This is a genomic window from Gemmatimonadales bacterium (assembly GCA_036279355.1).
In the GTDB taxonomy this organism is placed as follows: domain Bacteria; phylum Gemmatimonadota; class Gemmatimonadetes; order Gemmatimonadales; family GWC2-71-9; genus DASQPE01.
Genome location: DASUJH010000009.1, coordinates 1 through 26,267 on the forward strand (window position 1 = coordinate 1; position 26,267 = coordinate 26,267).

Below are 26,267 nucleotides of genomic sequence, written 5' to 3' on the forward strand. Positions count from 1 at the left end.
GCAAAGAGAAAGGCAAAGCGCTCGACCGGCCGCCCGCTGAGGGCGTCGAGCGCGCTTACGTACACATCGCGCTGGAGCGCGTACCGCTCCGCCTTGCGGTGCGCCGCCTCGGCATCGCCGCCGCCGGTCTTCACGTCGAGCGCCGCGAGTCCATCGCCCGCGGCCGCAGCGAGGTCGATCTTCCCTTCGACGAACGCATCGGGCCCGGTGATGAGGAGGAACGGCAGCTCGTTCCGATGCTCCGGCGCGTCGGCCAGCGCGCGGTAGTCGGGGCGGCTGCTCACCGTCTTGATGATTTTGGCCAGCTCGTCGCGGTATCGCCGCCCCGGCACTGTGTCCGGCGGTGGCGCCGTCTCGTCCCACCGGCCGATCGCCGCGTCGAGCAGCTCGCCGAACTCCTCCTCCGCGGCGAGGTGCTCCAACACGTCGTGCACGATCTGTCCTCGCGCGACGGCGTTGGTAAACTCGGCGCCGGTGCGCTTCACCTCGGGCTCGCGCAGGCCGGCGACGTAGCGGAACCAGTGGCGCCGCTCGCAGCGGGTGAACAGCATGAGCTCGGTGGCCGAGTGGCGCGGGCGGCCGGGCACGGCGGCGAGCGGCGGTGCGAACGGCGGAACGGGTGCGGCGATAAACGGATCGCGAGCGGCCAGGATCCCGGCGCGCCCGCCGCGGCTGCTCGCGCTCTCGTCATCGTCAGCGCTCTCGTCATCGTCAGCGCTCTCGTCGCCGTCTGCCGTCCCGGCCGCGGCCGCGCTCCCGCCGGCCGTTACCATCCGCACCGGCGCCTCGTACGAGTTGCCCTTGTGATCGCGGTACGCGACCGGCTCACCACCAGCCAACTCCTCCACCCCCAGCTCGCCGAGAATCGCCGCGCCCGGGCATCCGACCGGCATCCGCTCGGTCCCGAATCCCGCGAGTATGAGCCGGTCCTTCGCCCGGGTCATCGCTACGTACCAGAGCCGCTTCCGCTCGGCGTCGTCCTCCACACGGTCCTGTGCGAGGAGGGCGCGGTACGCCGCCGGCTGCCCTTCCGTCTTCGACACGTCGGGGTCCTTGAGCGCGATCGCTTCGCGCCCGAGGACCATGCGCGGCGTCTTGTTGTCCCTTGCCCGCGCGAGGTCGCACCAGAACACCACGTCCCATTCGAGTCCCTTGGCGCTATGAATCGTGGTAATCGTGACCACGTCCTCGCCCTGGCTGAAGAGCCGCGCGTCGCCCTCGCGGTCGCCCCGCTCGCTGATCTCGCGCACGACGCGCAGGAAGTCGCCGGCGCTGAGATCGCGAAGCCCGCGCGCCATGCCAACCAGCTTTCGGACGTTGGCAAGCGCCTGGCTCCGCTCTCGGCCGAGCGCCACGAGGTGCGCGCGGTAGCCGCTCCGGTCGAGCAGGCGCTCCAGCAACCCATGCGTAGGGATGCGGTCGCGGAGCGCTGCGTGCTCGCGGACGAGCGCCCTGCCCCACTCCAGCAATTTCTGCTCGCCCACCGCGACCCCATCGAGATGGTTCCAGTACGGCTGCTGTGCCTGGCGTGCGATGTCGAACAGCGTCTCGTCCTTGAGCCCCACGAAGGGGCTCCGGAAAAAGCCCAAGAGTGCGCGGTCGTCCTGCGGGTCGCGCAGCGTCTCGAGTGCAAGCAGGAGGTCGAGTACCTCGCGCCGCTCGTAGAATCCCTCGGCCGCGAGCGCGTAGGTGGGGACGCCGGCGCGACGGAGCGCGGCCTCGTAGGTGTCGAGGTCGGTCGTCGCCGCGAGCAGCACGGCCATTTTCCCCCAAGGCACACCCTCGGCGTTGAGCTCGACGGCGCGCGCTGCCACCGCCTCGGCCTCGGCGGCACGCCGCGCGCCCGAGTTGACGCCCTTCGGCGTGTGCACCGCAAGCAGCTCGACGGCTGCGCCGTCGCCCTGGCGGCTCGGCTCGACCGGCAGATAGCTGATCTCGAACGCCTGCAACGCGCCGCCGCCGATGGGTCGGTCAAGCAGCGGGCCCACCGTCGCGTCCACCATGCCGAGGACGCCGGGCACCGAGCGGAAGTTGACATCCAGCGGAACGGTGCGGCCGAGGCCCGCGGTCTCGAATGCGTCCCGCACGCCGGTCCACACGGTCACGTCGGCGCGGCGGAATCGGTAAATGCTCTGCTTGGGGTCACCTACCAGCATGAGTCGCGTGGTGTCGGCGCGGCGCGATTCGGGTTCGCCCAGGAGCCACGCGATCTCCTGTTGCACCGGATCCACGTCCTGGAACTCATCCACGATGAGCGTGTGAATGCGCCGCTGGAGCGCCCGGCGCGCCAGCGGATAACCGCCAAGGAGATCGCGGGTCCAGGCGATCATCCGACCGAAGTCCACGCTCGACGTTCGCAGCAGCCGCTGCTCGACCGCGGTCCGAGCGAGGTTCGCGAGCTTGACCACGGTACGCTCGAGCGGCCCCAGCTCTCCGGCCTTTGCCGCGATCCGGTCGAGACGCATGCCGTCTGCCGCGAGGTCGCAGAGCCAATCCTCGACCTCGCCCACGGTCCAGACGGAGAACAGCTCATTGATGCCGGGCACATCGTCGTCCTCGAGCGCCTGAAGCACCGCCTCGTGGACCGTTTCGGCCACGAACGCCGCGCCTTCGCCTTCCTCGAGCACGCGCATCGCGGGATTGCGATGGGTGCGGAGCGCGAACTCGCGCAGGATGGCGCCGCAGAAGCCGTGGATGGTGCCGATGCGGGCGCCGTCGACCTCGTATGCGACGTCGCCCAAGCCGGCGGCACGCAGCTCCGTCCGGAGCTTTGCCTTGAGATCGGCGGCGGCGGCGTTCGTGAAGGTTATGGCGGCGATGTCACGCAGACTTACGCGACGCTCCTCGGCAAGGCGCTCGCCTTCGATCTCGGCGCCGACCAGATAGAGAATGCGGCCGACAACGGTGGTGGTCTTGCCGGTGCCGGCACCAGCGGTAACGAGGAGGTGCTCGTCGACCGCGCGGATCGCGTCCCATTGGCGCGGCGTGGGCCGATTCATGAGAAGTGTTTTTCGACCTTGGGGCCGCCGGCGACGCGGCAGATCTCGAGCGCATGGCAGAAGAACGGGCAGCCGCAGGATTCGGCGGGTGCGGCGGGGAACTCGCCGCTGCGGGCGCGGAGGACGTGCTCGCTCACCGCGTCGAGCGCGCGCTCGAGCTGGGCGACCGCCTCCGGGTTCTCGACGACCTGCTTCGCCTTGCGATCGTACCGATACAGCTCGAGCGAGTGCACGGCCTCGGGCGTCTTGAGCGCGCGGTACTCCACGCGCGCTACGGTCTTGTCGGGCTCGAGCTGCGAGAGCGCGTACGCGTAGAGCGGTACTTGAAGCACAACGTCGTCCGCCCACGCCTTCTTCTCCCCTCCGCCCGGTGCGGCGCCTTTGGTCGTCTTGTAATCAACCGCAGCGACGAACCCGCTCGCATCGAAGCGCTCGTCTACGCCCACGCCGACGCGATCGATGAAGCCTCGAAAGTGGAAGCGCACGCCGTTTCGGTCGAGCACGATGTCGTCGAACGGCAGCTCGTGCGCGTCTGGGGCAGTGCGGATCGAGCCGGAGACTTTCATGCGATTGTTGTACATGTCCTCATGCTGCTCCGCCTCCCAAGCGACGAACCGCCGCAGGATCCGCCACAGCTCAGCCGTCTTCGCGGGCAGGAGCTTCTCGTTGCCGAGCCAGCGCCTGCCGCGTGCGTCTTCCATAGTCTCGCGGAGCGCATCTTTGGCTAGCGGAAGCGCCCAGTCGAGATCCGCGGTGCGCAGGAACGGCGGCTTTCCGTCCTTGTCGCGCGCCTTGGCATAGAACCGCCGCAGCGCGTCGTGCAGCAGCGAGCCGCGCGTCGCGTTGTCCATCTCTTCGTCCGGGTCCTCCAGCTTCTCGAGCCGGAGCAGCCGGGCGGAGAAGTAGGCCCAGGGGCATTTCGCGAACGACTCGAGCTGCGTCGGGCTCCAGATTCGGTCGTCGCCGAGCGCCTGGGCCAGGTGGCCGACGAGGGCCGGATCCTCGATTCGTCCGTTCCAGGGGGTGAGGAGCCCGCCCGCGCGCTCCCACTCGATCCGGGCGGCGGCGCGGCCGCGCGCGAGCGCCGCATCATCGGCGTAGAGGCGGACGCCGGGAGTGACGACGCGCGAGCTCGGGATGCGCTCGGCGTCTCCGGCTCCCGACAGCGCCGCCACGTCGCCGAGGGCGTCGATGAACGGGGAGCGCACCGTCTCGCGCGCGGCCGCGTCCACGGCGGGGTACGACACGGTGAGCCGATTCGCGCCGGCCACAAGGATGCGGAAGAGCTCGCGCTCGCGGTGGTCCCACGTCGTCCGCGGCTCGAGCGGAAGGCCTTGTGTACAGAGCGCGTCGCGCTCGTGCTCGTGGAGGATGGCGGATGCGGGGAGCGGCAGCGGCATCGCGCCGCCCGCGAGTCCCACGATGAACACGTGGTCGAACGACCGGTACGCCGCGGCGAACGCCTCGAGCACCTGCACACCGCGCTGCATCTCGGTCCAGAGGGCGACGTCGCCGTCGAGCAGGTCTTCCAGTTGCTCGAAGAACTCGCGCGCATCGAGCGGCGCGGCGGCTCCGCCCCAGCGGTCGAGCGCCTTGCCCCAGCGGTCCACCATGGTGGTGAGCCACTTCCAGCCGGCCTGATCCACGCGGACCACGTCCCAACGCTCGCCGGGCACGCGACGCATGCAACGCTCGATGCCCCACAGATCGTCGGCCAGAAACTGCTTGAGCCACGCGACCCAGTCCGCGAGAGTCCTGGTCTTGTCCAGCTCGCGGGCATGCTGGTAGAAGGCGGCGAACGATGCGGCGGCGGCGCTCGCGCGGCTCGCGGGGGGAAGCGGAATGCGCCGCTCGCCATCGTCGCCGTTGGCCCCGGCACGGCGTTGCTCGTCGGCTTCGGCCTCTCGCGCCAGATTGTTGAGCGCGCTGCGCCAGGAGAAGAGGTCGGAGATCCGGCGCCGGAACCCGGCGAAGTTGATCATCTGCGCGTCGAGCCGGCACTCGAAGTACGGTTGCTCGGCCAGCTCGGCGAGCGCGTGGCGCGACCAGCCCTGGGCCGCGGCGGAAATGAGCGCGCGCACGGCGCGCACGACAGGCACTTCGTGAAGCGAGAGGCGCCGGCGCGCGGTGGCGGGCACGCCGAATCGGTCGAGCGCCGCGAGCACGAGGTCGGCGTAGGGCCGAGCCTGGCGGGCGACGACGGCGATGCGGGTGAGCGGCACGCCGGCGTCGGCGAGCGCGCGCACCCGGCGGGCGACCTCCTCGGCCTCACGCTCGGCGTCGGGGGCGGCGATGACGGAGATGGGGGCGGCGCTCGGAGCCGCGGCATGCTCCGGTCGTTCCGCGGCGGGCGTGGAGCCGGCGCGTGCGGCCGGCGATGCGAAGAGCCGGGTCGCGACGCTCTCGGGCTCCTCGAGCCGGATCACGACGGGAGCGGGATCGAAACCGTCGCCCAAGTCGAGCGGCTCGGCGGTGTAGATCGCGATCCGGTCGAGCGCGCCGCTTTGCTGGAGCGTGCGGAGCAGCGTGCGCCATCCGCCGCGGAGGTCCTGGAGGCCGAAGAGGCGCAGCTCGCGCCGCCCGCCGAGCCGCTGGGCGAGGGCTGCGGGATCGGCGGCGATGGCGGCGGCGCAATCGAGGAGGCCGTCGCGGCCATCGCGGCGGATGCGGCCGGTCTTCGGATCGGGCTTGGCGAGTTGCCACAGGTACTCGGCGTAAATGACGGCCAGCTCGTGGTCGCGCTCGCGCTCGAACGCGTCGCGGCCGGCGCGGCGCTCGAGGGCGGCACCGAAGGGGGGGGCGGTGACCCCTTCGCTCACCAGCTCGCGGAAGAGCTGGTCGAGCGCGTCGATGTAGTCCTGCGGCCGGTGGCGCCGGCCGAACACGTCGCCGGAGTGGCCGCGGAGAACGCCGCCCAGGATCACGCTGCGCTCGAAGTCATCGCACGGTTCGAGCGCCGTCTGCGCGAGTCGCGCGGGCAGCTCGGCGAAAGTGCAGAGCGGCGGATCGAGCCATCCGGGGATGCCGCGCGCGGCGGCGAGGCGGATCAGGTCGTCGCGGAGGCCGCCCTGGCGGAGGGCGAGGAGGTAACGGGGGGATGGGAACGGGGGCGCTGCCGATCCCGGCGCGATTGCTCCGGGTCCGCGTGTCGCCGATGCGCCCGCCGGCTCACGCGGCGCGAGAAACCCCTCCGCCGCGCGCTCGAAGAGCCGGTGCGGATCGGTGGCGACGACGACCTCGACTGTGGCCTGCCGCGGGTCGGGCATGCGGAGTCGGTTCGGCCGCGCGGCGCCGGACGGGCGCGGGCACGGCTATTGGGTCGGTGCAGCGGTGCTTCGGGAGTTGCCGGCGAGGGGCCGGGTGTCAGGAGAAGGTAACGCGCGGGGGTGACAGGGGACAGGTTTCCAGCGGCTCGCCGAACGATTGCCGATACGTTGCTCGCGGGCAGCCCAATGGCCAGCGCGATCAGCCCGAAGCTGCCGGTTGCCGTTCTACGCGCAGGCTCAGCAGGGGCCGGCGAAAAGTGAAGACCGCAATAGCTATCCGTCGAAGCGCGTCGGAGATCGGCGGCTCGATGGAGCGGCTGCGGCGAGCCAACCCGCGCGTATCGGGATCACTGCCTTGACCAGATCCCCGCTTAGAACAGCGAAGCGAAGGCGAGCCATTGCCCCACTCACCAACGGAGAGCGTACCGCACCGCACTCGTGCAGAGAGCCGGCCATTCGACGTCAGAGACACGCACCATAGGGCATTCAACTCCGGCGTGCCAAACACACCCGAGGGCAGACTTCCGAGGAATTGGATGCTGCTATTCGTCCTGACTACTCGCGCCTTCACGATGCGTTCCCGACAAGCAAATCTGCGCATGCAGGCCTCAACCGGGAACCGGCGTCGGTGCCTCGCCGCCCCCTCGGAGTGCGTCGCGGATACGCCCAAAACTTGCTTATGGCTACCGGGGCCGCTGATGGAGCGAGTTCGCGAATGAATCGCACGAGGCCTTCACGGATGAGTCGGTCGGGCTCTTCGATTTCCGCCTCGTAGAGGGTTCGCCCCCGTGGCAGCCGGATCAAATCGAGCTCAACATGGCCGAGATCAGCACATTCCAGAACATACCGAACTGTGCGGGCCCATCCAGCGCAGAATAGCCTCCGCACGCCAAAATCGAGCAGGGCGTGACATGCATCTCCACTCAGGTGGTCGACGACATCCACTCCCGTGCGAAGCGCACCACGCTGCCGGAACCTGCGGACCTCGTGGTCCTCAAGTACCTGCTCAAGCTCCCACACTGCGCGCGTCCCGTGCTCCCATCCGACGGGAATCTTCACGGTCAGGAAAGTGCAATGATTGGCCAAGCGCACTCGATGCGACCAGCGCGCCTCGGGCGGCACCCAGAAGATGGCAAGCGCGCGGTACTCGTCCGGGTCCTCGGGGTCGGCGCCGCTCTTCTTATCCGCGACCAGCTTCGCGTGCTGCTCTTCGAAGGCGTCGGAGATGTACTTGAGGAAGATCAGGCCGAGGACGACGTGCTTGTACTCGGCGGCGTCCATCGAGCCGCGCAGCGCGTCGGCCATCTGCCAGAGCTGCGCCTCGTAGCCGACGGTGGCGCCGGTACTCGCGGCGGCCGCCGATTTCTTCCCCCGTCTTGCCAATCCTCTTCTCCGAATCAGGTATTGCTCGTGCCGGCCGGACGGCCGGCGTGGCCCGCCTCTACTGAGGAAGCCGCATCACGGGCCCCTTCGCGAGCACGGGCACGATCGAAAACGCCTCTCCGTCAAACCAGAACAGGGCCAATTGCTCGAATTCGGCGGCCAGCGCTTGCGCTTCCTCCAGCGCCAGGCGCACGGCGAAGCCGCGCTCGCGATGGCCACCGTCAGCCGAGATCCCGTCCGCCGGTCGCCATGCGGCTCCGAGGCCATCGATCCGCTCCCGCAGGCGCTGGCGCCGCCGCTCGTTCGGCCCCGCGGCCACCAGACGGCCGCGCGGGTTGGACGCGGTGATTACCGCGAAACGCTCCCCGAGACCGAGCGCACGCAAGGCCGCGGCGAGCGCCGCATCGACCGGCCGGCGCAGATCAATCGAAAGCCGTGGCTGCTGATCGAACTCCAGAATCGTGCGAGCGAACGCCTCGCTCCATTCATTGCGGCGGCCGCTCACAGCCAACGCTCAGCGGCGGTACACCACATCCGCATGCCACTCCAGCGCCGTCCGTCCGGGCCACTCCTCCCGATCCTGCGGCAGGTCGATCCGGCGGCCGTCGAGCTCGTAGTAAACCCGGCCGTTCTGCCAGTCCTGCTTGAGATGCGGGCTCACCTGAAACTGATACGACGGTGTGACGGTGACGTACCCGCGATCGAACAACGTGTGAATGTCGGACCGCAACAGGAGCCCGTTCTCGACCCGGTGCTGTCCGCCATCCGCCACCGGCCGGATGTGCGCCGCCTCGAACACCGGGAGCGTCCGCTCCAGCGTCACGGCGCAACGCCGCTGATAGGAATCCGTCACCTTCACCCGGAACGCGCCCTGGCCGAGCCGCGGCCGAACCGGGATCGGATCGCCGAACATCGGAGGAGTTGAGACGCCCGCAACCGCGAGCGGGCTCCCTTGCCGCCGCGTCATCACATCCTCCCAAAGGCGGCGGCTTTCGCCCTCGCGCAGGTCGTAGCTCTTCCCGACGACCGTATTGGCCGAGAAGCTAGCGGGCGCCGGAATCCACTGGTCGCGGCGAAAGAAGAACGGCTCCTCGAGAATGATGCAGCCGATCGTGTAGTCGTGGTGCGGATCGGATCCGACCCTTCGATAGCGCTCGATGCGCCGCCGCATCTCGCCGAACGACGGTGCGCCGTTCTTGTCCCCGAACGCCTCCCATGCGAGGCTCGCCGGGTAGAGCGACGCGTGCGCGAAGAACCCGCCGCCGACGATGAAGTTGTCGGGATAATGCAGCTTGAAGAGAAACGGCTGCCCGGGCTCGAGCGCGCGGAACTGCCGCCCGCCGCCCGGCTGCCAGAAATTCACCTCATCGAGGTCCGGGCGGCGACGGAGGAAGTCGTACCAGTCCCGGTCGGTGACTGCGACGAATGCTTTCACGAGGTCGGGGAGATGGGTAACACTCGCTCGCGCCTCGCCGACGCGCAAGAGGACCTCGCGCGCTCGCCGTCACTTCTCGCACGCCACGCACGATATCACCCGCCCCACGAACCTCGCCCGCCCCACCTCCGTCGTCACCCACTCCCGTACCTGCCACGGCGGCTCATGACGCATGTGCTGCGTGTGGCCGCACTCGAGGTCGGCCACCCACTGGCCCTCGTCGTCCCGATGAAACCCCACGATCCGCCGCGGCTGGCCGCGCGCGGCGCCCCCGGCGCCCCCGGCGTCCGGCTCGCTCACCACGCCGCTACGGGGTCACCACCACCGCACCCGTGAACCCCGGCACCTGCGACGGCGGGTGCAGCGCATCGTGATAGGTGAACGTCCCCGGAGTGTTGAACTGAAACTCGAACGTCCCGCCCGAAAGCCCCGACATCGCCGTATTCATCCGCGGCGCGGCCAGCCGGCCGCTGTCCCAGAGTCCCGCGTCGCTCGTCGTCGTGTGATCCGTCGGACCGAAGTTGCTCCATTGCACCACGCCTCCCACCACGACCGCCACCGTCTCCGGCGTGAAGCTGTTGTCGTGGATCTCCACCCGCTTGAGCACCGACGGCGGGGCCGTGAGCCCCGCCCCATTGTCGCCGCAGGCCACCGCGCCAAGCGCGCCCGCCGCGAGCGCCAAACCCAGATACCATCTCTTTGCCATCGTACCACCCCCTCGGAATCCGAGGGCCCTGGACCGCCGCCTACTCGGACTGCTTCTTCTTTGCCGTCGGCGGCAACAGCCTGTTCAACCTAAGATACACGGCCAACTGGCTGTAATGGTCCGCCCAGTCCTGCGCGGTGATGAACATCGCCGACGCCTTGGAGAACTCCCGATCGCCGAACAACTTCACCTTCGCGTCCAGATCGCCGTCGTGGACGTTGGCGAGCGACGAGGTGCAGAAGTCGAACGTCTCCTTGAGCCGGCTCACCAGCTCCGCCTTCTTGGCCGTCTTGGCCAGCTCCTCACGCTTGGGCGGGTCCTCGCCGCTGATCCTGGAGCAGAGATAGTCGTTCCCCTCGATCAGGTGCGCGATCACGCCGCCGAACGTCATCTGCGCTGCCGTGGGCTTGAACCCGTACTTGGCGGCCGGCATCTCCTCCGCCGCCGCCGTGAGGTTCTTCGCGTCGCGCTCGGCGGTGGCGCGGAACGCGTCGGAGACGGGCGATGCCGGCGCTCCGTCCTGCGCCGCCGCCGTTCCGGTGAGACAACAGAGTGCCAGTGCCGCGAGTGGGAATAGTGTCCGCATCGTCGTGACTCCGCGTGGGAGGTGGGCCGCTGGAGATATGGGTGGAATCGTGCCTCAAAGCTACGCGCGGACGACGGTTAGGCCATAGCAGCCCAGCGCCGCGTCCCGGCTCACCAGTGAGAGACCTTCCTCGAGCGCCTGCGCCACCAGAAGCCGATCGAACGGGTCGCGGTGGTGCGGCGGCAGCTCAGCTACGCGGGCCGCATGACGAAACGTGACCGGCAGCTCCTCGAATCCGGACTCCGCTGCCGCTTCCTCAACCGTGCGGCGCGGCCTGAGCCGGCCAAGCCCCACCTTGATCGCCACCTCCCAGGCCGACGCCGCGCTCACGTACACGTCGCCCGCCTGCTCGATGGCGCGGCGCGCCTCGGCCGCAAGTCGCACCCCCTCATCCCACCAGAGGAGGACGTGCGTATCGAGCAAGAGGTTCACTCGCCGCCCTCGAAGGCGCGGACCACATCCTCGGGCAGCGGCGCGTCGAAGTTCCGGCCGACGCGCCACTTGCCCTTGCCCTTGCCGGGCACCCGAAGGGAGCGGCGGTCCTCGAGCGGCACCAGTCGCGCCCTGGCCCGGCCCGACTTGGCAATGACGATTTCCTCGCCGGCAGCAGCCCGGTCTACCAGTCGCGACAACTGGGTCTTGGCCTGGTACAGGCTCACGGTCTCGCGAACCATTCGCTTGCGGGTCATGGAGCCCTCCTCGCCGGCAAGCTATGCCAGTTGACCAAATTGGTCAAGCTGCGCCCCTACTCCACCCGCAGCACCCCGATCGCCCCCTTCTGCCCGTGCCCGAACGCGTGGTTGACGAAGGGAAAGTCCCCCGCCACGTCGGCCACCAGCTCGAAGATCATCCCGCCACCCGCCGCGACGTTGAACGTCTGTACCCCGCGGAACGCGTTCCCCGGCGGGGCGCCCAGATACACCGTGTCGAACTGCTCGCCCACCACATGGAACGCGCAGGGATGCGTGGGTCCCGCGTCCACCACGTAGAAACGCACCCGGTCCCCCCGCTTCACCACGAACGGCGCGTCCTGGTACTGCGTCGGGCGCCCGTTGAAGCAGACGACGTCGGGGAGGAGCGAGAGCGCCTTGGCATAGCTGAATGCGGCGACGCCGTCGTGCGGCTCGGTGAGATAGTACTCGTTCTGCACCAGCACGAACTCCTTCGCGGGCGGGAGCGGCTTGGGCGGGTCCACGATGATGGCCCCGAACATCCCCGAGCCCAGGTGCATGAGCACCGGCGACGTGCCGCAGTGATAGAGGAAGGCGCCTGCGTACTTCGGCCGGAAGGTGTACGACACCGACTGGCCGTGCGGCACCGACCGGAACGCGATCTTGGGATCGATCTGCGCCGCGTGGAAGTCCATCGAGTGGGGGATCACGCCCTCGTTGGTGAGCGTGAACTCCACGGTGTCGCCCTGCCGGACGTGGACGACGGGCCCGGGCACATCGCCGTCGAAGGTCCACGCGGCCACCACCAGATCGGGCCGGATGCGCACCGGCGTCTCGCGCACCGTCATGTGGATGCGCTTCACCTTGCCCGGCGCGGCGGGCGGTAGCTCCGCGTCGCGCCGGTGATACTCGACGCTCGCCGCGCCGGCGGTGGCGCCGGGCACCGCCGACGTGGGGTGCCGCGGGTGATGGAGCGCCGTGTCGAGCCGGCTGTCGGGATTGTGCGCGGCGTGCTCCGGCTCCTCCCCATGCTCGCCTTCGTGCCGCTCGGGACGCTGGGTGCCCGCTCCGCCCGCTCCGCCGCGCGGCTCCGTCCGCGTGCACGCCGCGAGCGCCGCGCCCATGCTCGGCAGCGCGATGCCGAGGGCCGAGGCGCGCGAGAGAAAGAGGCGGCGGCTGGTCGGCGTCGCGCCGGCCACGATGAAGTCGAGATCGGAGATGCTGGGAGGAGATGTCGGCATGGGCTGGCTCCTTCGATCGGCGTAGCTGAGTCGCCCGCGGACGCATCGCTCCGCCGGGCCAGCCCCGAACCTAAGAAGCCCGTCCCCCATGTCGAGGGGCGGCGGCCGCCGCCCCTTATTTGAGCCGCCTGCGTCTGCCCGCTACTTCCCCTGTTTCGTCAGCGCAAACCTCCCTTTGAGCGACTGCGGCTTGTCCTTGTGCGCCGGCCGCATCTCGTACGTGCCCACCAGCGAGTCGCCCTTGAATTGTGCGAGCGTGCGGGTCACCACCGGCTCGTCGAGCGACTTGCTCTGGTGCGGCGCTGATTCGTAGATGAACGCCGTGTCCGACTTCCACACCACGTTCACGTCGTAGCTGGGCTCTCCCTTCGGCATGATGGTGCCCGTCATCGTGCCGTCCGAATCCGCCTTCCATTTCATCGTGAGCGGTTGCGCCTGGCTGGCGTTCGCGTCGGTGCCGTGGCCCTTCCAGGTGCCGGTGAGCCGCTTCGCGAGCGCCGAGGTGGTATCGGCGGTGGAGCGCACTGCCGCGCGGGAATTCACCTGCACCGGCGCGGGCCGTTCGGCCGGCGTGCCGAGCGCGAGCAACGCACCGAGCCCGAGCCCGGCGGTCGCAAAGAGCATCATGGTCATGGAGTTCCTCCTCTCGAGTTGCCTCTATCGGAAGCCGCACCCGCCCACACGGGCGGCCGCCATCCCGGCGACGGCGCCGGAACGCATGGGCTCCCATATGCCCGATGCGCGGGGCTCGAAACCGTCGCGCGCCGAAGGCAGCTCGCCGGACGCGGCATGGGCCGTGTGATCCGGCTCACGGTCCCGTCCGCCGCGATGGTGTCGATTCGCGTGGTACAAACGAACCCACGATTGAACTCTCTGAGAGGCGGAACTTGCGATGCGACACGGAATGGGATGGATGGCGGCCGTCGCCACGGCGGCGATCTCGGCGCTGGCGTGCGGCGGCGGCGGCAGCAGCGGCGGATCGAACGGCTCGATGCAGAACGCCCAGAGCGCGCCGGCCGACTCGGCGGCAACGCCCGGCATGGCGAGCGGCGCCGACACCTCGAGCACCAGCTCGAGCTCGGGCGCGAGCGCTGGTGCCAGCGGCTCGATCACGACGCCGGGCTGGATGAAGGTGGACAAGGGCGCCAAGACGGTCTCGATGGACATCCAGGCCGGCAAGACGCCGGTGAACAATCACTGGAACTTCAACGGATTCACCAACGGCGACACCACGATCACGGTGCCCGCGGGCTACAAGATCACGATCGACTTCAAGAACGACGATCCGGTGCTCGCGCACAGCCTCGGCGTCGACACCCGCACCGGCAACTTCGACGCGACGATCACGCCCCAACCTGCGTTCCCCGGCGCGGTGACACCGAACCCGACCAACCCGGCGCAGGGCACGCAGCCGGGCAAGTCCGACAAGATCACCTTCACGGCGGACAAGCCGGGCAGCTACACGATTGTGTGCTACATGCCGGGCCACGCGGCCACCGGAATGTGGACCCATTTCGTCGTCTCGAGCAGCGGGCAGGCGGGGGTGAGCGCGGGGAAGTGAATTCCCGCTGATCTGAAGCGATGCGGCGGCGGGGTCCTCGACCCCACCGCCTCCGATCCCGCTGCCGCACTCCGCCGGACCGCGCTACTCCTCGGTGCTCGGTGCCGGCTTCAACTGGCCGGGATTCTGATACACCATCAGGTGGGCATACGGCGTGCCCGCGAACATGACGTACACGCCCATCGGATTGGGCTTCGTGGGCAGGCCGCTCGTCGCCGGATCGACCGGCCACATCAGCATCCAGTGTGGCGGCTCCTTGACCGCTCGGGTATTCGGCCCGGGCTCCATGACAACTTCGCCATTGGGCGTCTCGAAGTGCGTGCCGCCCTGCGCCATATAGGATACGCCGGGCTCGGTGTTGGGTGGCTTCGGCTGCCGCGTCATGGCCGCGACCATCCACGGCCACGCGTGCTTGTCGCCGCAGAAAGGCGCGTTCGTTCCGTCCGGCATCAGGGTGCAGGTGAAGCCGTTCGTGCCGGGGCGCAGGGTGGTGACACTCCCGGCTTTCTCAATTCGGACGATGGCGGCATCGCTCGAGATCGCCCGCGGGCCGCCGCTGGCCGCTTGGCGGATGAATTCGGCGTCCGGCATCTTCTGGGACTTGGATGGAGCTTGGGCGGGGATAACGGCCGAGGGGAGAAAGACGCCCACGGCCACGAGGAGAAGGCGTGAGGTTCTCATAACTGCTCCAGTGTGATGCAGGTGCGGCGCCAATATAGGAATCGGATCCGCGGGCTGCAATCTCACCGGAGCCGCGCCGTCTTGAACTCCTGAGTGACGCTGTGCCGCGCCGTGCCCGGCAGCAGTGCGGCCGCGACGAGCGACGTCGCCGCCGCGATGGCGAGGTAGACGCCGGGCGCGAGCGCCACTTGTGTTCGGGACACGAGCCACGCCGCGACCATCGGCGTCGACCCGCCGAGCAGCGCGACCGAAAGATTGTAGCCGACCGACAGCACGGTGCAGCGCACCCGCCAGGGCGCCAGCTCGGCCATCGCGGCCGGCAGCACGGCGCCGCACGCGCCGATCGAGAGCGCGAGCCCCGCCTCGCCGGCGAGGATCGCGGCCGGCGTGCCGCGCATCATGAGCCTCATGGCGGGGTACGCGAGGAGCGTGAGCGCGCCGGCCGCCCAGGCGAGCACTGCACGCCGGCCCAGCCGGTCGCTCGCGGCGCCGGCAACGGGAGAAATCACGAGCATGAGCGCCATCGCCGCCGCATTGATGCCGAGCGCGCGCGCTGCCGGCACTTGCGCCACCTGCTCCAGCCACGTGGATGAATACACGAACGTGGTGTAGAAGCCGACGTTGAGGCCTCCGACGAGCAACGCGAGATGCGCGATTGTCCGCCAGTGCGCGCGGAACGCCTCGCCGAGGGGAGACTTGGCCGGCGGCTGGTGGGGAACGCGCTCGACGTAGTGTCGCCGGATTGCGAGGCCGCCGAGTCCCACCACCAATCCAATCAGGAACGGAACGCGCCAACCCCACGCCATCACGGCCTCGGGCGAGAGCGCGCCGTTCACGATGGCGCCCGCCGCCGAGCCCAGCAGCGTACCGGCGGCGGCGCCGAACGGTCCCCAGCTTCCCATCCAGCCGCGGCGGCCCGGTGCCGCGCCTTCGACCAGAAAGACCGCCGACGCCATGTACTCCCCGCCGACGGCGACGCCCTGGATCAGCCGGAGGAGCACGAGCAGCATTGGCGCCAGGACGCCGATTCGCGCCGCATCGGGCAGGAGCCCGATGAAGAACGACGGGAACGCCATCGCGAGCACCGACCAGATGAGCGCCTGCTTCCGCCCGAACCGGTCGCCCACCCAGCCGAAAAGCGCGCCGCCCACCGGGCGCATGACGAACCCCGCGGCAAAGGTGCCGAACGCGGCGAGGAGCGATGAGGTCGGGTTGTCCGCGGGAAAGAAGTGCGCGCCGAGCTGGCGGGCGAAGAAACCGAAGAGGGCGAAATCGTACCACTCGAGCATGTTGCCGACGACACCCGCCACGATGCCGCGGCGGACCGTGCTCGGCGTGCGGAACTCCTGGGTGATCACGCCAGCGGGAATGATCGGCAGCGTGGTCGTGGTCATCGAAACCTGTGGGATGGCGGTGCGGCGAACTTACAGGTCGAGAGCCGGTGCTGCAAATGGCCGGCGCGGCTCCCGGGGCGCGCGCTCTGGTTCCGCCGCGGCTTCGTGAGTATGCTAGACCCTTGACCGACTCGCTGCACGCGCAGCTCCAGGCCGGATTGTCGGGCCAGTACACGCTCGAGCGCGAGCTCGGACGCGGCGGCATGGCCACGGTCTTCCTCGCCCAGGACCAGAAGCACCGGCGGCCAGTGGCGCTCAAGGTGCTGCTGCCCGAGCTGGCCGCGAGCCTCGGCGCCGACCGCTTTCACCGCGAGATCGAAGTCGCCGCCCGCCTGCAGCACCCCCACATCCTGACCGTCCACGACTCGGGACAGACCGCGGGCCAGCTCTGGTTCACCATGCCCTACGTCGAGGGCCAGAGTCTGCGCGACCGGCTGACCCGCGAGCGCCAGCTCCAGGTGGACGACGCGCTCCGGATCGCACGCGAAGCGGCGGCCGCGCTCGACTACGCCCACGAGCACGGCGTGGTGCATCGCGATGTGAAGCCGGAGAACATCCTGCTCACCCGCCGCGGCGACGTGCTGGTGGCCGACTTCGGGATCGCGCGGGCGCTCGGCGGCTCGCCGGCGGAGGCGCTCACGCAAACCGGCATGGCGGTCGGCACCCCCGCGTACATGAGCCCGGAGCAGGCGGCGGGCGACGCGATCGACGGCCGCAGCGACATCTACAGTCTGGGCTGCGTGCTCTACGAGATGCTCGCGGGCGAGCCGCCGTACACCGGCGTCTCGGCGCAGGCGATCATGGCCAAGCGCTTCAGCGACCCGGTGCCGAGCGTGAGGCGGGTGCGGCCGGTGGTGCCGGAGGCGGTGGACTACGCGATCCAGCGGGCGCTCGCGCAGATCCCGGCGGATCGGTTCGGCACCGCCATCGAGCTGGCGCAGGCGCTCCAGGTGCCGGCGATCACGCCGGTCGCGGTGCCGACGGTCGCGACACCGGTGCCCGGCTCCGCGCCACCATCCATCGCGACGCCTCCCGGCGCAGCGGCGGCAGCGCCGATGCCTACCGCATCCAACCCTGCCGCGCCGGCGCCCATGCCAACGGCCGCGCCGCGCCGCACACGGCCGCGCATTCCGATAGCCGCCGCGATGCTGGCACTCGGGTTCGCTATCGGACTCGGCGTGCTGTTCGCCTGGCGCCGCTCGCGCGGCGCGGCCGACGACGCGGCCGGCCGGCCCAAGCGGCTCGCCGTGCTTCCCTTCGAGAACCAGGGCGACTCGGCCGACGCGTACTTCGCCGATGGCATCACCGATGAGCTGCGCGGCAAGCTCGCCGCCGTGCCCGGCCTCGAGGTCGTCGCCGGCCGCAGCTCGAACGAGTATCGCCACTCCGCCAAGGAGCTGCCCGAGATCGCGCGCGACCTCGGCGTCGACTATCTCCTGGTCGGCACGATCCGTTGGGAGCGTGGCGGCGTGGCCGGTGGTAACGGCGGCGCGGGCCGGGTGCGGGTGAGCCCGGAGCTTATCAAGGTGGCCTCCGGCAGCTCGCCCACGACCAAGTGGGCCGAGCCGTTCGACGCGGCGCTCACCGACGTGTTCCAGGTGCAGGCGGATATCGCCGGCCGTGTGACCCAGTCGCTCAACGTGGCGCTCGGCTCGGGCGCGGCGGCCCGTGAGTCGGCCCGGCCCACGACCAGCACCGAGGCCTACGACTACTACCTGCGCGGCAACGAGTACTTCGAGCGCCAGAGGATGGCCGACATCGAGTTGGCGGCCGACCTCTACCGGCGCGCGCTGGGCGCGGATTCGAGCTTCGCGCTCGCGTGGGCGCGGCTCGCCCGCGCCGATGCGTTCACCTACTGGTTCGGCAACGACCGCTCGGCCGCCCACGCCGCGCGCATCGAGCGCGAGGCACGACGCGCGCTCGCACTCGGGCCCGATCTCCCCGAGGCGCATGTCGCGATGGGCTTTTTCCATTACTGGGGCCAGCTCGACTATGCGGCGGCGCTCGACGAGTTCGCGGCGGCATCCAGGCTCGAGCCGAACAACGCCGACGCAGCGTACGCCGCCGGCCTCGTGCAGCGCCGGCAGGGTAAGTGGGAGCAGGCCGTGGCCAGCTTCACCCACGCTACCGCGCTCGACCCGCGCTCGGTGGACGACCTCTTCGACCTCGCAAGCACCTACTTCATGATGCGGGCCTACGCGGATGCGGAACGGGTGCTCGAGCGAGCCGCCGAACTCGCCCCGGATTCACCCGACGTTTATGCCTTGCGAATGGCCGTTGCCGTCAACTGGAAGGGCGACATCGGAAAGGCCCGTGACCTCATGCGCGAGGGGCTGGGCCGGTTCGAGTTCGCGCGCTTCGCGGCTACCAAGAGCTACGGGGATTGCTTCGACCTTCTCGCCGCCGACGATGCCTACCAGGCGGATGTGGCGCGGCTCACGCCGGCGGCGTTCAGCGGCGTGCCCGTCTTCTACTTCGGATTCAAGTCAACGGTGCACTATCGCCGGGGCGAGCTGGCAGTGGCGCGGGCGTATGCGGACTCGGCGCGCACCGAGGCCCTCGCCACCATTCAGCGACACGAAGAGAACGTGTTCGTGTATACGACGCTCTCGCAGGCGTACGCGGTGCTCGGCCAGGGCAAGGATGCCATCGCCGCGGCCGAGCGAGCGCTCGCGTTGCTGCCGCCGTCCAAGGACGCGGTGTACGGCCAGGAGGGCCATGTTGTGCTCGCGTGGGCCTACATGCTTCAGGGCAACCGTGCCGCGGCGGTCGAGCAGTTGCGCGGGGTGCTCGCCGCGCCGTCGTACCTCTCGGCGGCGCGGCTTCGGGCCGATCCGTTGTGGGCACCGCTCAAGGACACACCTGGGTTCGAGCAGCTCGTCGCGGTCAGGTAGAGCCGGCGCAATCTGCTGGTCGCGCCGGCTCATCCCGGTGAACGCGCCGGATCAACGCGCCGCCGCGACCGCCGGGGCCAGCGTCCGGGTGCACTCGTGCGACTTCGTCTGACTCCAGTTGTTCGTGGCCGCGTCGATGATGACGGGCACGAGCCCGCTCACTACGTCGAGCACCACCCATCCGGCATCGGTGCCCTTCTCGAGTTGACAGCTCACGTCCTGGTACCCCTCTTTCCTGAACGTGATGGTGTGGGCCTTCGTATTCGACAGCTTCACCTTGAGCGGCGTCTCGCCCATCGCGTTGCCGTCGACCAGCACCTGCGCCTGCTGCGGGTTGGAGTTGAACGAGAAGTCGGCCTGCTTGCTTCCGATCACGCTCGCGCACCCGGTCATCAGCACGGCAGTACAGAACGCGGCAAACCAGCGCATACTCTGCTCCTGTGTGAAGGGGCCCCTGGATTGGGGTGCGCGAAGAGTGGCGGAGGGGTGTGACAGCGGGTTCTATTTCGGAATCCCGCTTCGGTGGACGATGCTCGATGGACCTGCCGGCGCAGCCCGGGGCCCGGGCCGCTCGCGATTTCGACGATCATGCGATTTCCCGGCGCGATGCGCTGCAACGCGCCGCGGCGGTCGTGGCTGCGCTCGCGATCCCGGCGCCGCTAGTTGCGGCGAGCCGCTCGCCCGCGCTGCGCTCGTCCGCGCTCCGCTCGCCCGATCCCGATCACGAACGCCTGCGCGCCTGGACCGCGGCCGTCCGCACCGAGGGCCGCCGCACGATGGGCGACGCGTGCGGACCCGACGCTATCCGCGTGGGCGAGATGGCCGCGGGCTCTCCCTACGTCCCCGGCACCCTCGACGCCTACCTCGAGGCCGGCGGCAGCCCGAACGCCACCGAGCCGCTCACGCTCTCCCTCACCCGCTTCGATTGCGTGACGCTGGTCGAGTCGTGCCTCGCGGTGGCGCGCGTGGCGGAGCACTCGGACGCGGCCACGTGGGCTGGCTTCGGCCGCGAAGTCGAGCGGATGCGCTACCGCGGCGGCGAACGCCGGGGCTACGTCTCACGGCTGCACTACTTCAGCGAGTGGATTTCCGACGGCGCGCGCCGCGGGCTCGTGCGCGACTGGGGCGCGGAGCTGGGTGGCATGGAGGACGCGCGCCCCCTCCGCTTCATGACGGCGCACCGCGCGAGCTATCCCGCGCTCGCCAACGACGTCGTGCTCCGGAAGCTCGAGGCGATCGAGCGCCGGCTCGATGCGAATCCCCGCCACGTGGTGCCGGCGGCGCGCGTGGCCCAGGTGGTCGACCGGATCGAGAACGGCGACGTGTTGGCGTTCGCCACCTCGACTCCCGGACTCGACGTGACCCATTCGGCATTCGCGCACCGGGGCGGAGACGGCGTCCTGCGCGTGCTCCACGCGCCGCTTTCGGGCGGCGTGGTGGAAGTGACGCGCGCCACCCTGCCCGAGTACGTCGCCGCCATCCGCCGCTGCACCGGTATCCTCGTGGCCCGCCCGCTCCGCGCCTGACCGTTTCGTTTCGCGCCGTGTCACAAGGGTGATGAAGCCGAATCCGGGTCGGCGCCGTAGATTGGTGCACGGCCCGGCGGGACGACGCGCCCCCGAACCGCCCCGCGGCCCGATCGCCCTCCCCCTGGATGGGGCGCGAATGCGAGGGACCATGAATCGGACGAGCAAAGCGTTGCTGGCGGCTGTGGGTCTCCTCACGGTCGCGCTCGCGGCACCCGCGCCGGCGGCCGCGCAGGAACCCACGAGCGTCACCGGCTGCATCGCCAAAGGCAGCGCCGAGGGCACTTACACGATCACCGATGCGGACGGGAACACCTACGCGCTCACCAGCAGCTCGGTCAAACTGGAGAACCACGTCGGCCACCGGGTGACGGTGACCGGCACGTCGGAGGCGATGGAGACCGGGATGGCGAAGGACACCGGCATGTCGCACGACATGAAGAGCGACACCGGGATGCCGAAGGGCGATATGAAGGACACGGCGATGGCGCACGACACCGGCGCGATGAAGCAATCCGGCGCGCCGGCGCTGAACGTCTCCACCATGAAGATGCTGGGCACCGACTGTAAGTGACCCACCGCTCCACTCGAACCGCCGCCCCGCAAGAGGCGGCGGTTTGCCTTTCCCGGCCGGCCCGTCCCGCGCCGCGGCCACTTCGTCCCGGGATGGTTGAGCCCTCGGCGCGGCCGCCATAACCTGTCGCTCGAACCAGCCACCGGAGTGCACCATGCCCCGTCGCTCCTCCTCCGCGCGCGCGGCCGCCATCTGCGCGCGGCGCATCCTCCCCGCCCTCACCCTCGTGGTCTCAGCCCTCGCGTCGGAAGGACGCGCCCAGACCGCAGCCGCCGATTCAGCCGGCATCCGGGCGGCAGCAATGGACTACATCGAGGGCTGGTACGCGGGCGACGCCGACCGCATGACCCGCGCGCTCCACCCCGAGCTCGCCAAGCGCATCGTCGTCACCGACACCACGGGCCATAGCCGGCTGGGCCAGATGAGCGCGCTCACGCTGAGCGATCGTCCACGTGGACCGCGTCGCCGCGATGGAGCCGTACTTCCACGGCGAGTACGTGCTCAAGTTGCGCGACGGCAGCCGGCTCACCTCGAGCCGCGCGTACAGCGCTCGGCTGCGCGCGATGGTTCGGTAGGCCGGTGCGCGCTACGGGCGGTTTGCTGCGCGGTGTTCCCGCGGGCGGTTTGCTTTTCCCGTCCGCGCGGTACATTTGCTCCTGATGACCCAACTCCACGACAGGATCCGCTCCACCCTCGCCAACCGCTATCAGGTGGAGCGCGAGATCGGCCGCGGCGGCATGGCCATGGTGTATCTGGCGCAGGACCTGAAGCACGGCCGCCGGGTCGCCGTGAAAGTGCTGCACCCCGAGCTGGCCGTGAGTCTGGGCTCCGAGCGATTCCTGCGCGAGATCCAGATCGCGGCCCGCCTGCAGCATCCGCACATCCTGCCGCTCTACGACTCCGGCCAGGTCGAGGGCTCCGACGGCGCGCCAACCCTGCTCTACTACGTAATGCCGTTCGTCGAGGGCGAATCGCTCCGCGACCGGCTCCACGGGGCAACGCCCCTTCCGGTCGAGGAGGCGGTCCGCATCGCGCGCGACGTCGCGGCGGCCCTCGACTACGCCCACCGCCACGGCGTCGTCCACCGCGATATCAAGCCGGAAAACGTGATGCTCCACGAGGGCGAGGCGATGGTGACCGACTTCGGCATCGCCAAGGCGGTGAGCGCCGCGGGTGGCGAGAACCTGACCCAGACCGGGCTCGCCGTCGGCACGCCCGCCTACATGAGTCCCGAGCAGGCGTCGGGCGAGCACGAACCGGACGGCCGGAGCGACATCTACAGCCTGGGCTGCGTGCTGTTCGAGATGCTCGCCGGCTCGGCCCCGTTCGCGGGGCCCACCGCGCAGGCGCTCATCATGAAGCGCTTCACCGATCCGGTGCCCTCGGTCCGCTCGGCGCGCGCGTCAGTCAGCCAGGAGCTGGAGCAGGTGGTCACCCGCACCCTCGCCAAGGATCCGGACGAGCGGTACGCCACGGCGTCGCAGGTGGTGCAGGCGCTGAGCTCGCCGCGGGTCGCCACGCCGCCCGAGGCCACCCTTGTCACGGTGCCGGCGCGCCCCGACCGGAAGTCGATCGCCGTGCTGCCGTTTGCCGACATGAGCCCGCAGAAAGACCAGGACTACTTCTGCGAGGGCGTGGCCGAGGAAATCATCAACGCGCTGAGCAAGATCGAGGCGCTGAACGTGGCATCGCGCTCCTCGGCCTTTGCCTTCAAGGGCCACCAGGACGTACGCAAGGTGGGCGAGCAGCTGGGCGCCGGCACCGTGCTCGAAGGGAGCGTCAGGAAGGCGGGCAGCCGGCTCCGCATCGCGGCGCAGCTCATCAACGTCACCAACGGCTACCAGCTCTGGTCCGACCGCTACGACCGCGAGCTGGAGGACGTCTTCGCCATCCAGGACGAGATCGCCGACAATATCGTGAAGGCACTCCGGGTGGTGCTGAGCGACAAGGAGAAGCGCGCGATCGAGAAGGCGGGCACCGACAACGTGCAGGCGTACGACTTCTACCTGCGCGGGCGGCAGTACTTCCACCAGTGGCGCAAGAAGGGCATCGAGTACGCCCGCCGGATGTTCGAGCGCGCCCTCGAGATCGATCCCAACTACGCGCTCGCCCACGCCGGCGCCGCGGACTGCTGCTCGTCGCTCTACACCTGGTGGGACGCGAGCAAAGCGAACATAGACGGGGCCGACAGCTACAGCCGCCGCGCGTTGGCACTTGACCCCGAGCTGGCGGAGGCGCACGCCGCGCGGGGGCTCGCGCTCACGCTGCGCAAGGAGTTCGCGGAGGCCGCGGCGGAGTTCAGGGAGGCGATCCGGCTCAAGCCCAAGCTCTTCGAGGCGTATTTCTTCTTTGCCCGGGCATGCCTGGCCGAGGGAAAGTACGAGGAGTCCGCGCGGCTGTTCGAGGAGGCGGCGGCGCTCCGCCCCGAGGATTATCAGTGTCCGAGCCTGCTGCCGCAGGTCTATCACGCGCTCGGCCGTCACGCCGACGCGGACGCGGCCAACCGGCGCGCGATCGAGCTGGCGGAGGCGCGGCTTGCGTTGAATCCGGACGAATCCCGGGCCCTCATCCTCGGTGCCTGCGCGCACTGCGGGATCGGGAGCATGGACCGGGGGCTGGACCTCGTGAAGCAGGCGCTGGCGCTCGACCCCGACGACTCGGGCGTGCTCTACAACGTCACCTGCGTCTACGCGCGGGCGGGCGATGTCGAGCAGGCGATCGCCTGCCTCGAGCGCGCGATTCAGAACGGCTTCGGGCACTGGGCGTGGTTAGAGCACGACTCCGATCTGGATCCGTTGCGCAAGGATCAGCGGTTTCAGAAACTGCTCTCCGGGGGATGAGGATGCGTTTCGCGCGTGCGATGTCCGCGGCGGTCGCCGCGGCGCTCGGGTGTGCGCCGGCCTTCACGCCGTCCGCGCTCGCCGCGCAGGCGGCCCGGCCCCACCCGCGGTCTGGCGCAGCAGGCAGCGCTGCGGCGGCCGGCGTCGAGCGCTTCAATCAGGCACTCGCCGATGCCACCCGTCACATGGACAACGGGGCCACACTTGCGCTCTGGGCGGACGACGGAATCAGCCTCTTGCCCGGCGCGGAGCCGATCGTGGGGAAGCCCGCCATCACAAAATTTCTTGAGGGCGTCACCGCGCGGATGTCCGGCGCGCACATGAAGAGCTACGAGCAGCACTGCTTCGGTCTCGAGGTGTCCGGCGCCTGGGCCTCCGAGTGGTGCACCGAGCACCAGGTGGTGGACCTGGGCGGAGGCAAGACGTTCGACGGTCGGGGCAAGATGCTCTTCGTGCTGCACCGCGAGGTGGACAGCGTGTGGCGGGTGAAGCGCGAGATGTGGAACCGGGCGGCGGAGCCGAAGGCGGGCGCGAGCTAGAGAGGCTGCACGAGTCGCGCGAGCGCGGCGTCGAGCGCGGGCGCATCGGGCACCCGCACGCCGAGGGGAAGTTCCAGCGCGCGGCGGAGCTCGGCGGCGCTCGTGAGCGTCCGCCGCTCGGTGCGGCCGTCGAGGTGGTGCACCGCAAGCTCGTTGTTGCGCAGCGCGTAGCGGCGGTCGGGCGCGGCCCGCGCGGCCATGAGGCCGGACCTGAAGCCGGACGCCGGATGGGTGCACAGGTACCAACTGCTCAGCTCGTAGTCGGGCAGCAGATGCTCGTCGAGCCCGAACCGGTAGAGCGCCTTCCACTCGCCGCCGATCTTCGTTTCCATCACGAACTCTTGACCCACGCGCATAAGCCGGAATGGCTCGTGCGGCGTCGACTGCTCGATGTCGGGCTCGAGCCGTATCGGCCCGGTGAGCGTGCCGCCGCCGAAACCCACGTCGGCGAGCCGGGGCCCGTCGTCGAGATCGATGCGAAGCAGCATGTGCGTACGGGCGCGCACGACGCCGGCGGGGATGTTCCACAGCACGCGGGCCGCGAGGCCGGTGACGCGGAAGCCCAGCGCCTCGAGCACGTGCTTGAAGAGGAGATTCTGCTCGAAGCAGTAGCCGCCGCGTCCGTCGCGCACGAGCTTCTGCTGGAGCGAGCCCAGGTCGAGCCGCACCGGCCAGCCGGCGAGCGGGTTCAGGTTCTCGAAAGGAATCGCCTCGGCGTGGCGCGCGTGGATGGCGCGGAGGGTGTCGATGGTGGGAGTGGCGGCGCCCGCGTAGCGGATGCGGGAGAAGTAAGCGGGGAGGTCGATCTCCCCGCCGGAGGCATTTACCGTCGACACGCTCACGGGCCCCGAACCGTTCGGTGGCCGCCTCGACGCGGCAGATAGTCCTTCAACTGGACGACTCGCGTTCCGGGCAGCTCCGGCAGGGCTCGATCTTGGTCAGATCGGGGTGTTTCTCGATGAAGTAGATGAAGATCGCGGTGTCGACCGCCGTTCGGCCCACCTTGAGTGCCGCGCTCAATCCCACGAGTTACGCTCAGCCTCCACGTGCCGAACCGCATCCCGGCCAATCCAGTGCTCTTTGCCGAGCCCGCGCAGCTCGGTGATCGCATGCTGCTCCGGCGCCTGGACCGCTTTCGTCAGGATGTGGGTGACCTCCTGGGCAAGCGAACGGTGCTGGCGCCGGGCCCGCGCCTGGAGCTTTCCGTAGAGCGCGTCGGGAAGGTTCTTGATGTTCAGGGTTGCCACGCGGCCTCCAAGCGTCCTCCAATTTTCCGCCCGGCGGTGGTCACCGTCAATGGCGCACCCGCCGCCCCCGGCGCGGCTCCGGTCCTTCGGGCCGAGCTCGCCCACAGCTTGCGCGCGAGCGGTCACTGCGCGGGATAGAGGTCGTCGCGTTCCTCACCCGCCCGCGCATCCATCGGCTTCCCGATCCCGGCGGCCGCGCGACCAGGAACCGACCTTCCAGTGTCAGAGGGGTGTAATACACTACCAGCGTCCCGATCTCCGGAGCACAATATGCGGATCCTGCGCCTGGCGCTGGTCCTCTCGATCGCCGCGGCGGCGCCGTGCAGCGCGCAGCACCACGGAGGGAGCCATGGCTATGGCGGGAGCCACTCATACCGGTCGCACGCGTACACGCCGCACCACTACCGGCCAGCGCCGTTCCACCGGTCGCACGCGCCGCGACTGCACGTACATGCGCCGAGGGCGGCGCGCCCGCCGGCGTCGCCCGGCCCGCGCGACCGCCACGGACGGCTCAAACGGAGCGAGGTGGCCAAGCACGCCTTCATGCGCCGCACGGGGCACCCCGCGCTGCTCTTCTTGCCGCCGAGCGAGCCGAGATTGACGATCGAGCCGGAATCGGTGGACTTCTTGAGGACCTGAGTCACCGGACGGTCGGGCGCCGTCGGCTCGGCGCAGGCCGCGGCCGCGAGCGCGGCGGTAATCGCAAGAATCCAGCGGCCCCGCC

At 69.8% G+C, this 26,267-nt stretch carries 26 protein-coding genes; 8 read left to right on the top strand and 18 right to left on the bottom strand.

Translation table 11 applies throughout. The features are described 5' to 3' along the window. The 12 genes from VFW66_02295 to VFW66_02350 form a co-directional block, all read right to left on the bottom strand. Positions 1 to 2,999 (bottom strand): UvrD-helicase domain-containing protein (locus VFW66_02295; GenBank protein ID HEX5385511.1); only part of this gene is annotated, 2,999 nt, incomplete at its 3' end. After that, positions 2,996 to 6,265 (bottom strand): PD-(D/E)XK nuclease family protein, encoded by a 3,270-nt coding sequence (locus VFW66_02300; protein HEX5385512.1) that lies wholly within the window; start codon positions 6,263 to 6,265, stop codon positions 2,996 to 2,998. The genes VFW66_02300 and VFW66_02295, both read right to left, overlap by 4 nt. Before the next feature lie 567 nt (positions 6,266 to 6,832). Beyond that, complete coding sequence (locus tag VFW66_02305) at positions 6,833 to 7,648, bottom strand: type I restriction-modification system subunit M N-terminal domain-containing protein (GenBank protein ID HEX5385513.1); 816 nt, start codon at positions 7,646 to 7,648, stop codon at positions 6,833 to 6,835. A 58-nt stretch (positions 7,649 to 7,706) separates the two neighbouring features. Beyond that, positions 7,707 to 8,153: a DUF3293 domain-containing protein gene (locus VFW66_02310; GenBank protein ID HEX5385514.1), complete on the bottom strand. Its 447-nt coding sequence runs from the start codon at positions 8,151 to 8,153 to the stop codon at positions 7,707 to 7,709. A 9-nt stretch (positions 8,154 to 8,162) separates the two neighbouring features. Further along, a complete protein-coding gene (locus VFW66_02315) occupies positions 8,163 to 9,083 on the bottom strand; it encodes an HNH endonuclease (GenBank protein ID HEX5385515.1) in 921 nt (306 codons plus the stop codon). 69 nt (positions 9,084 to 9,152) lie between these two features. Continuing rightward, positions 9,153 to 9,383: a DUF3565 domain-containing protein gene (locus VFW66_02320; GenBank protein ID HEX5385516.1), complete on the bottom strand. Its 231-nt coding sequence runs from the start codon at positions 9,381 to 9,383 to the stop codon at positions 9,153 to 9,155. A 7-nt stretch (positions 9,384 to 9,390) separates the two neighbouring features. Next, the gene (locus tag VFW66_02325) at positions 9,391 to 9,789 is read right to left on the bottom strand and encodes a hypothetical protein (protein HEX5385517.1); all 399 of its coding nucleotides are present in this window, start codon (positions 9,787 to 9,789) and stop codon (positions 9,391 to 9,393) included. A gap of 40 nt (positions 9,790 to 9,829) precedes the next feature. Further along, the gene (locus VFW66_02330) at positions 9,830 to 10,375 is read right to left on the bottom strand and encodes a DinB family protein (protein HEX5385518.1); all 546 of its coding nucleotides are present in this window, start codon (positions 10,373 to 10,375) and stop codon (positions 9,830 to 9,832) included. 60 nt (positions 10,376 to 10,435) lie between these two features. Then, a complete protein-coding gene (locus VFW66_02335; protein ID HEX5385519.1) occupies positions 10,436 to 10,807 on the bottom strand; it encodes a type II toxin-antitoxin system VapC family toxin in 372 nt (123 codons plus the stop codon). Next, a complete protein-coding gene (locus VFW66_02340) occupies positions 10,804 to 11,064 on the bottom strand; it encodes a type II toxin-antitoxin system prevent-host-death family antitoxin (GenBank protein HEX5385520.1) in 261 nt (86 codons plus the stop codon). The genes VFW66_02335 and VFW66_02340 overlap by 4 nt, the downstream gene beginning before the upstream one ends. Positions 11,065 to 11,120: 56 nt before the next feature. Beyond that, positions 11,121 to 12,287: a multicopper oxidase domain-containing protein gene (locus tag VFW66_02345; GenBank protein HEX5385521.1), complete on the bottom strand. Its 1,167-nt coding sequence runs from the start codon at positions 12,285 to 12,287 to the stop codon at positions 11,121 to 11,123. Between the two features lie 141 nt (positions 12,288 to 12,428). Further along, positions 12,429 to 12,920, bottom strand: a complete 492-nt coding sequence (locus VFW66_02350; GenBank protein ID HEX5385522.1) for a hypothetical protein — start codon at positions 12,918 to 12,920, stop codon at positions 12,429 to 12,431. 259 nt (positions 12,921 to 13,179) lie between these two features. Here VFW66_02350 and VFW66_02355 point away from each other — a divergent pair, with 259 nt between their 5' ends. Then, positions 13,180 to 13,848, top strand: coding sequence for a sulfocyanin-like copper-binding protein (locus VFW66_02355; GenBank protein HEX5385523.1), 669 nt, complete (start codon positions 13,180 to 13,182; stop codon positions 13,846 to 13,848). Positions 13,849 to 13,932: 84 nt separating this feature from the next. Here VFW66_02355 and VFW66_02360 read toward each other — a convergent pair whose 3' ends face one another. After that, a complete protein-coding gene (locus VFW66_02360; GenBank protein ID HEX5385524.1) occupies positions 13,933 to 14,439 on the bottom strand; it encodes a hypothetical protein in 507 nt (168 codons plus the stop codon). A 152-nt stretch (positions 14,440 to 14,591) separates the two neighbouring features. After that, entirely contained in the window at positions 14,592 to 15,923 is a 1,332-nt protein-coding gene (locus tag VFW66_02365) for an MFS transporter (protein ID HEX5385525.1), read from the bottom strand. Between the two features lie 122 nt (positions 15,924 to 16,045). Here VFW66_02365 and VFW66_02370 point away from each other — a divergent pair, with 122 nt between their 5' ends. Next, a complete protein-coding gene (locus tag VFW66_02370) occupies positions 16,046 to 18,817 on the top strand; it encodes a protein kinase (protein ID HEX5385526.1) in 2,772 nt (923 codons plus the stop codon). A 51-nt stretch (positions 18,818 to 18,868) separates the two neighbouring features. Here the strand turns inward: VFW66_02370 and VFW66_02375 are convergent, their stop codons facing one another. Continuing rightward, a complete protein-coding gene (locus VFW66_02375) occupies positions 18,869 to 19,246 on the bottom strand; it encodes a PEGA domain-containing protein (GenBank protein ID HEX5385527.1) in 378 nt (125 codons plus the stop codon). A 107-nt stretch (positions 19,247 to 19,353) separates the two neighbouring features. Between VFW66_02375 and VFW66_02380 the strand changes: the two genes are divergently transcribed. The 5 genes from VFW66_02380 to VFW66_02400 all read left to right on the top strand — a co-directional run bounded on the left by VFW66_02380 (position 19,354) and on the right by VFW66_02400 (position 24,296). Continuing rightward, complete coding sequence (locus VFW66_02380; protein HEX5385528.1) at positions 19,354 to 20,343, top strand: N-acetylmuramoyl-L-alanine amidase-like domain-containing protein; 990 nt, start codon at positions 19,354 to 19,356, stop codon at positions 20,341 to 20,343. Positions 20,344 to 20,494: 151 nt separating this feature from the next. Next, positions 20,495 to 20,917: a DUF5818 domain-containing protein gene (locus tag VFW66_02385; GenBank protein ID HEX5385529.1), complete on the top strand. Its 423-nt coding sequence runs from the start codon at positions 20,495 to 20,497 to the stop codon at positions 20,915 to 20,917. A gap of 452 nt (positions 20,918 to 21,369) precedes the next feature. Next, complete coding sequence (locus VFW66_02390) at positions 21,370 to 21,492, top strand: hypothetical protein (protein HEX5385530.1); 123 nt, start codon at positions 21,370 to 21,372, stop codon at positions 21,490 to 21,492. 84 nt (positions 21,493 to 21,576) lie between these two features. After that, positions 21,577 to 23,757 (top strand): protein kinase, encoded by a 2,181-nt coding sequence (locus VFW66_02395; protein ID HEX5385531.1) that lies wholly within the window; start codon positions 21,577 to 21,579, stop codon positions 23,755 to 23,757. 2 nt (positions 23,758 to 23,759) lie between these two features. Then, complete coding sequence (locus tag VFW66_02400; protein HEX5385532.1) at positions 23,760 to 24,296, top strand: nuclear transport factor 2 family protein; 537 nt, start codon at positions 23,760 to 23,762, stop codon at positions 24,294 to 24,296. Here VFW66_02400 and VFW66_02405 read toward each other — a convergent pair. From VFW66_02405 to VFW66_02415, 3 genes are read right to left on the bottom strand one after another with little or no spacing between them, the layout of a single operon-like run. Then, entirely contained in the window at positions 24,293 to 25,138 is an 846-nt protein-coding gene (locus tag VFW66_02405; GenBank protein HEX5385533.1) for an arylamine N-acetyltransferase, read from the bottom strand. The genes VFW66_02400 and VFW66_02405 overlap by 4 nt on opposite strands. A gap of 46 nt (positions 25,139 to 25,184) precedes the next feature. Beyond that, on the bottom strand, positions 25,185 to 25,322 hold the full coding sequence (locus tag VFW66_02410; GenBank protein HEX5385534.1) for a hypothetical protein: 138 nt from the start codon (positions 25,320 to 25,322) through the stop codon (positions 25,185 to 25,187). Then, positions 25,313 to 25,543, bottom strand: coding sequence for a hypothetical protein (locus VFW66_02415; protein HEX5385535.1), 231 nt, complete (start codon positions 25,541 to 25,543; stop codon positions 25,313 to 25,315). The genes VFW66_02410 and VFW66_02415 overlap by 10 nt, the downstream gene beginning before the upstream one ends. A 270-nt stretch (positions 25,544 to 25,813) precedes the next feature. Here VFW66_02415 and VFW66_02420 point away from each other — a divergent pair, with 270 nt between their 5' ends. Then, positions 25,814 to 26,182: a hypothetical protein gene (locus VFW66_02420; GenBank protein HEX5385536.1), complete on the top strand. Its 369-nt coding sequence runs from the start codon at positions 25,814 to 25,816 to the stop codon at positions 26,180 to 26,182. Positions 26,183 to 26,267: the final 85 nt, after the last annotated feature.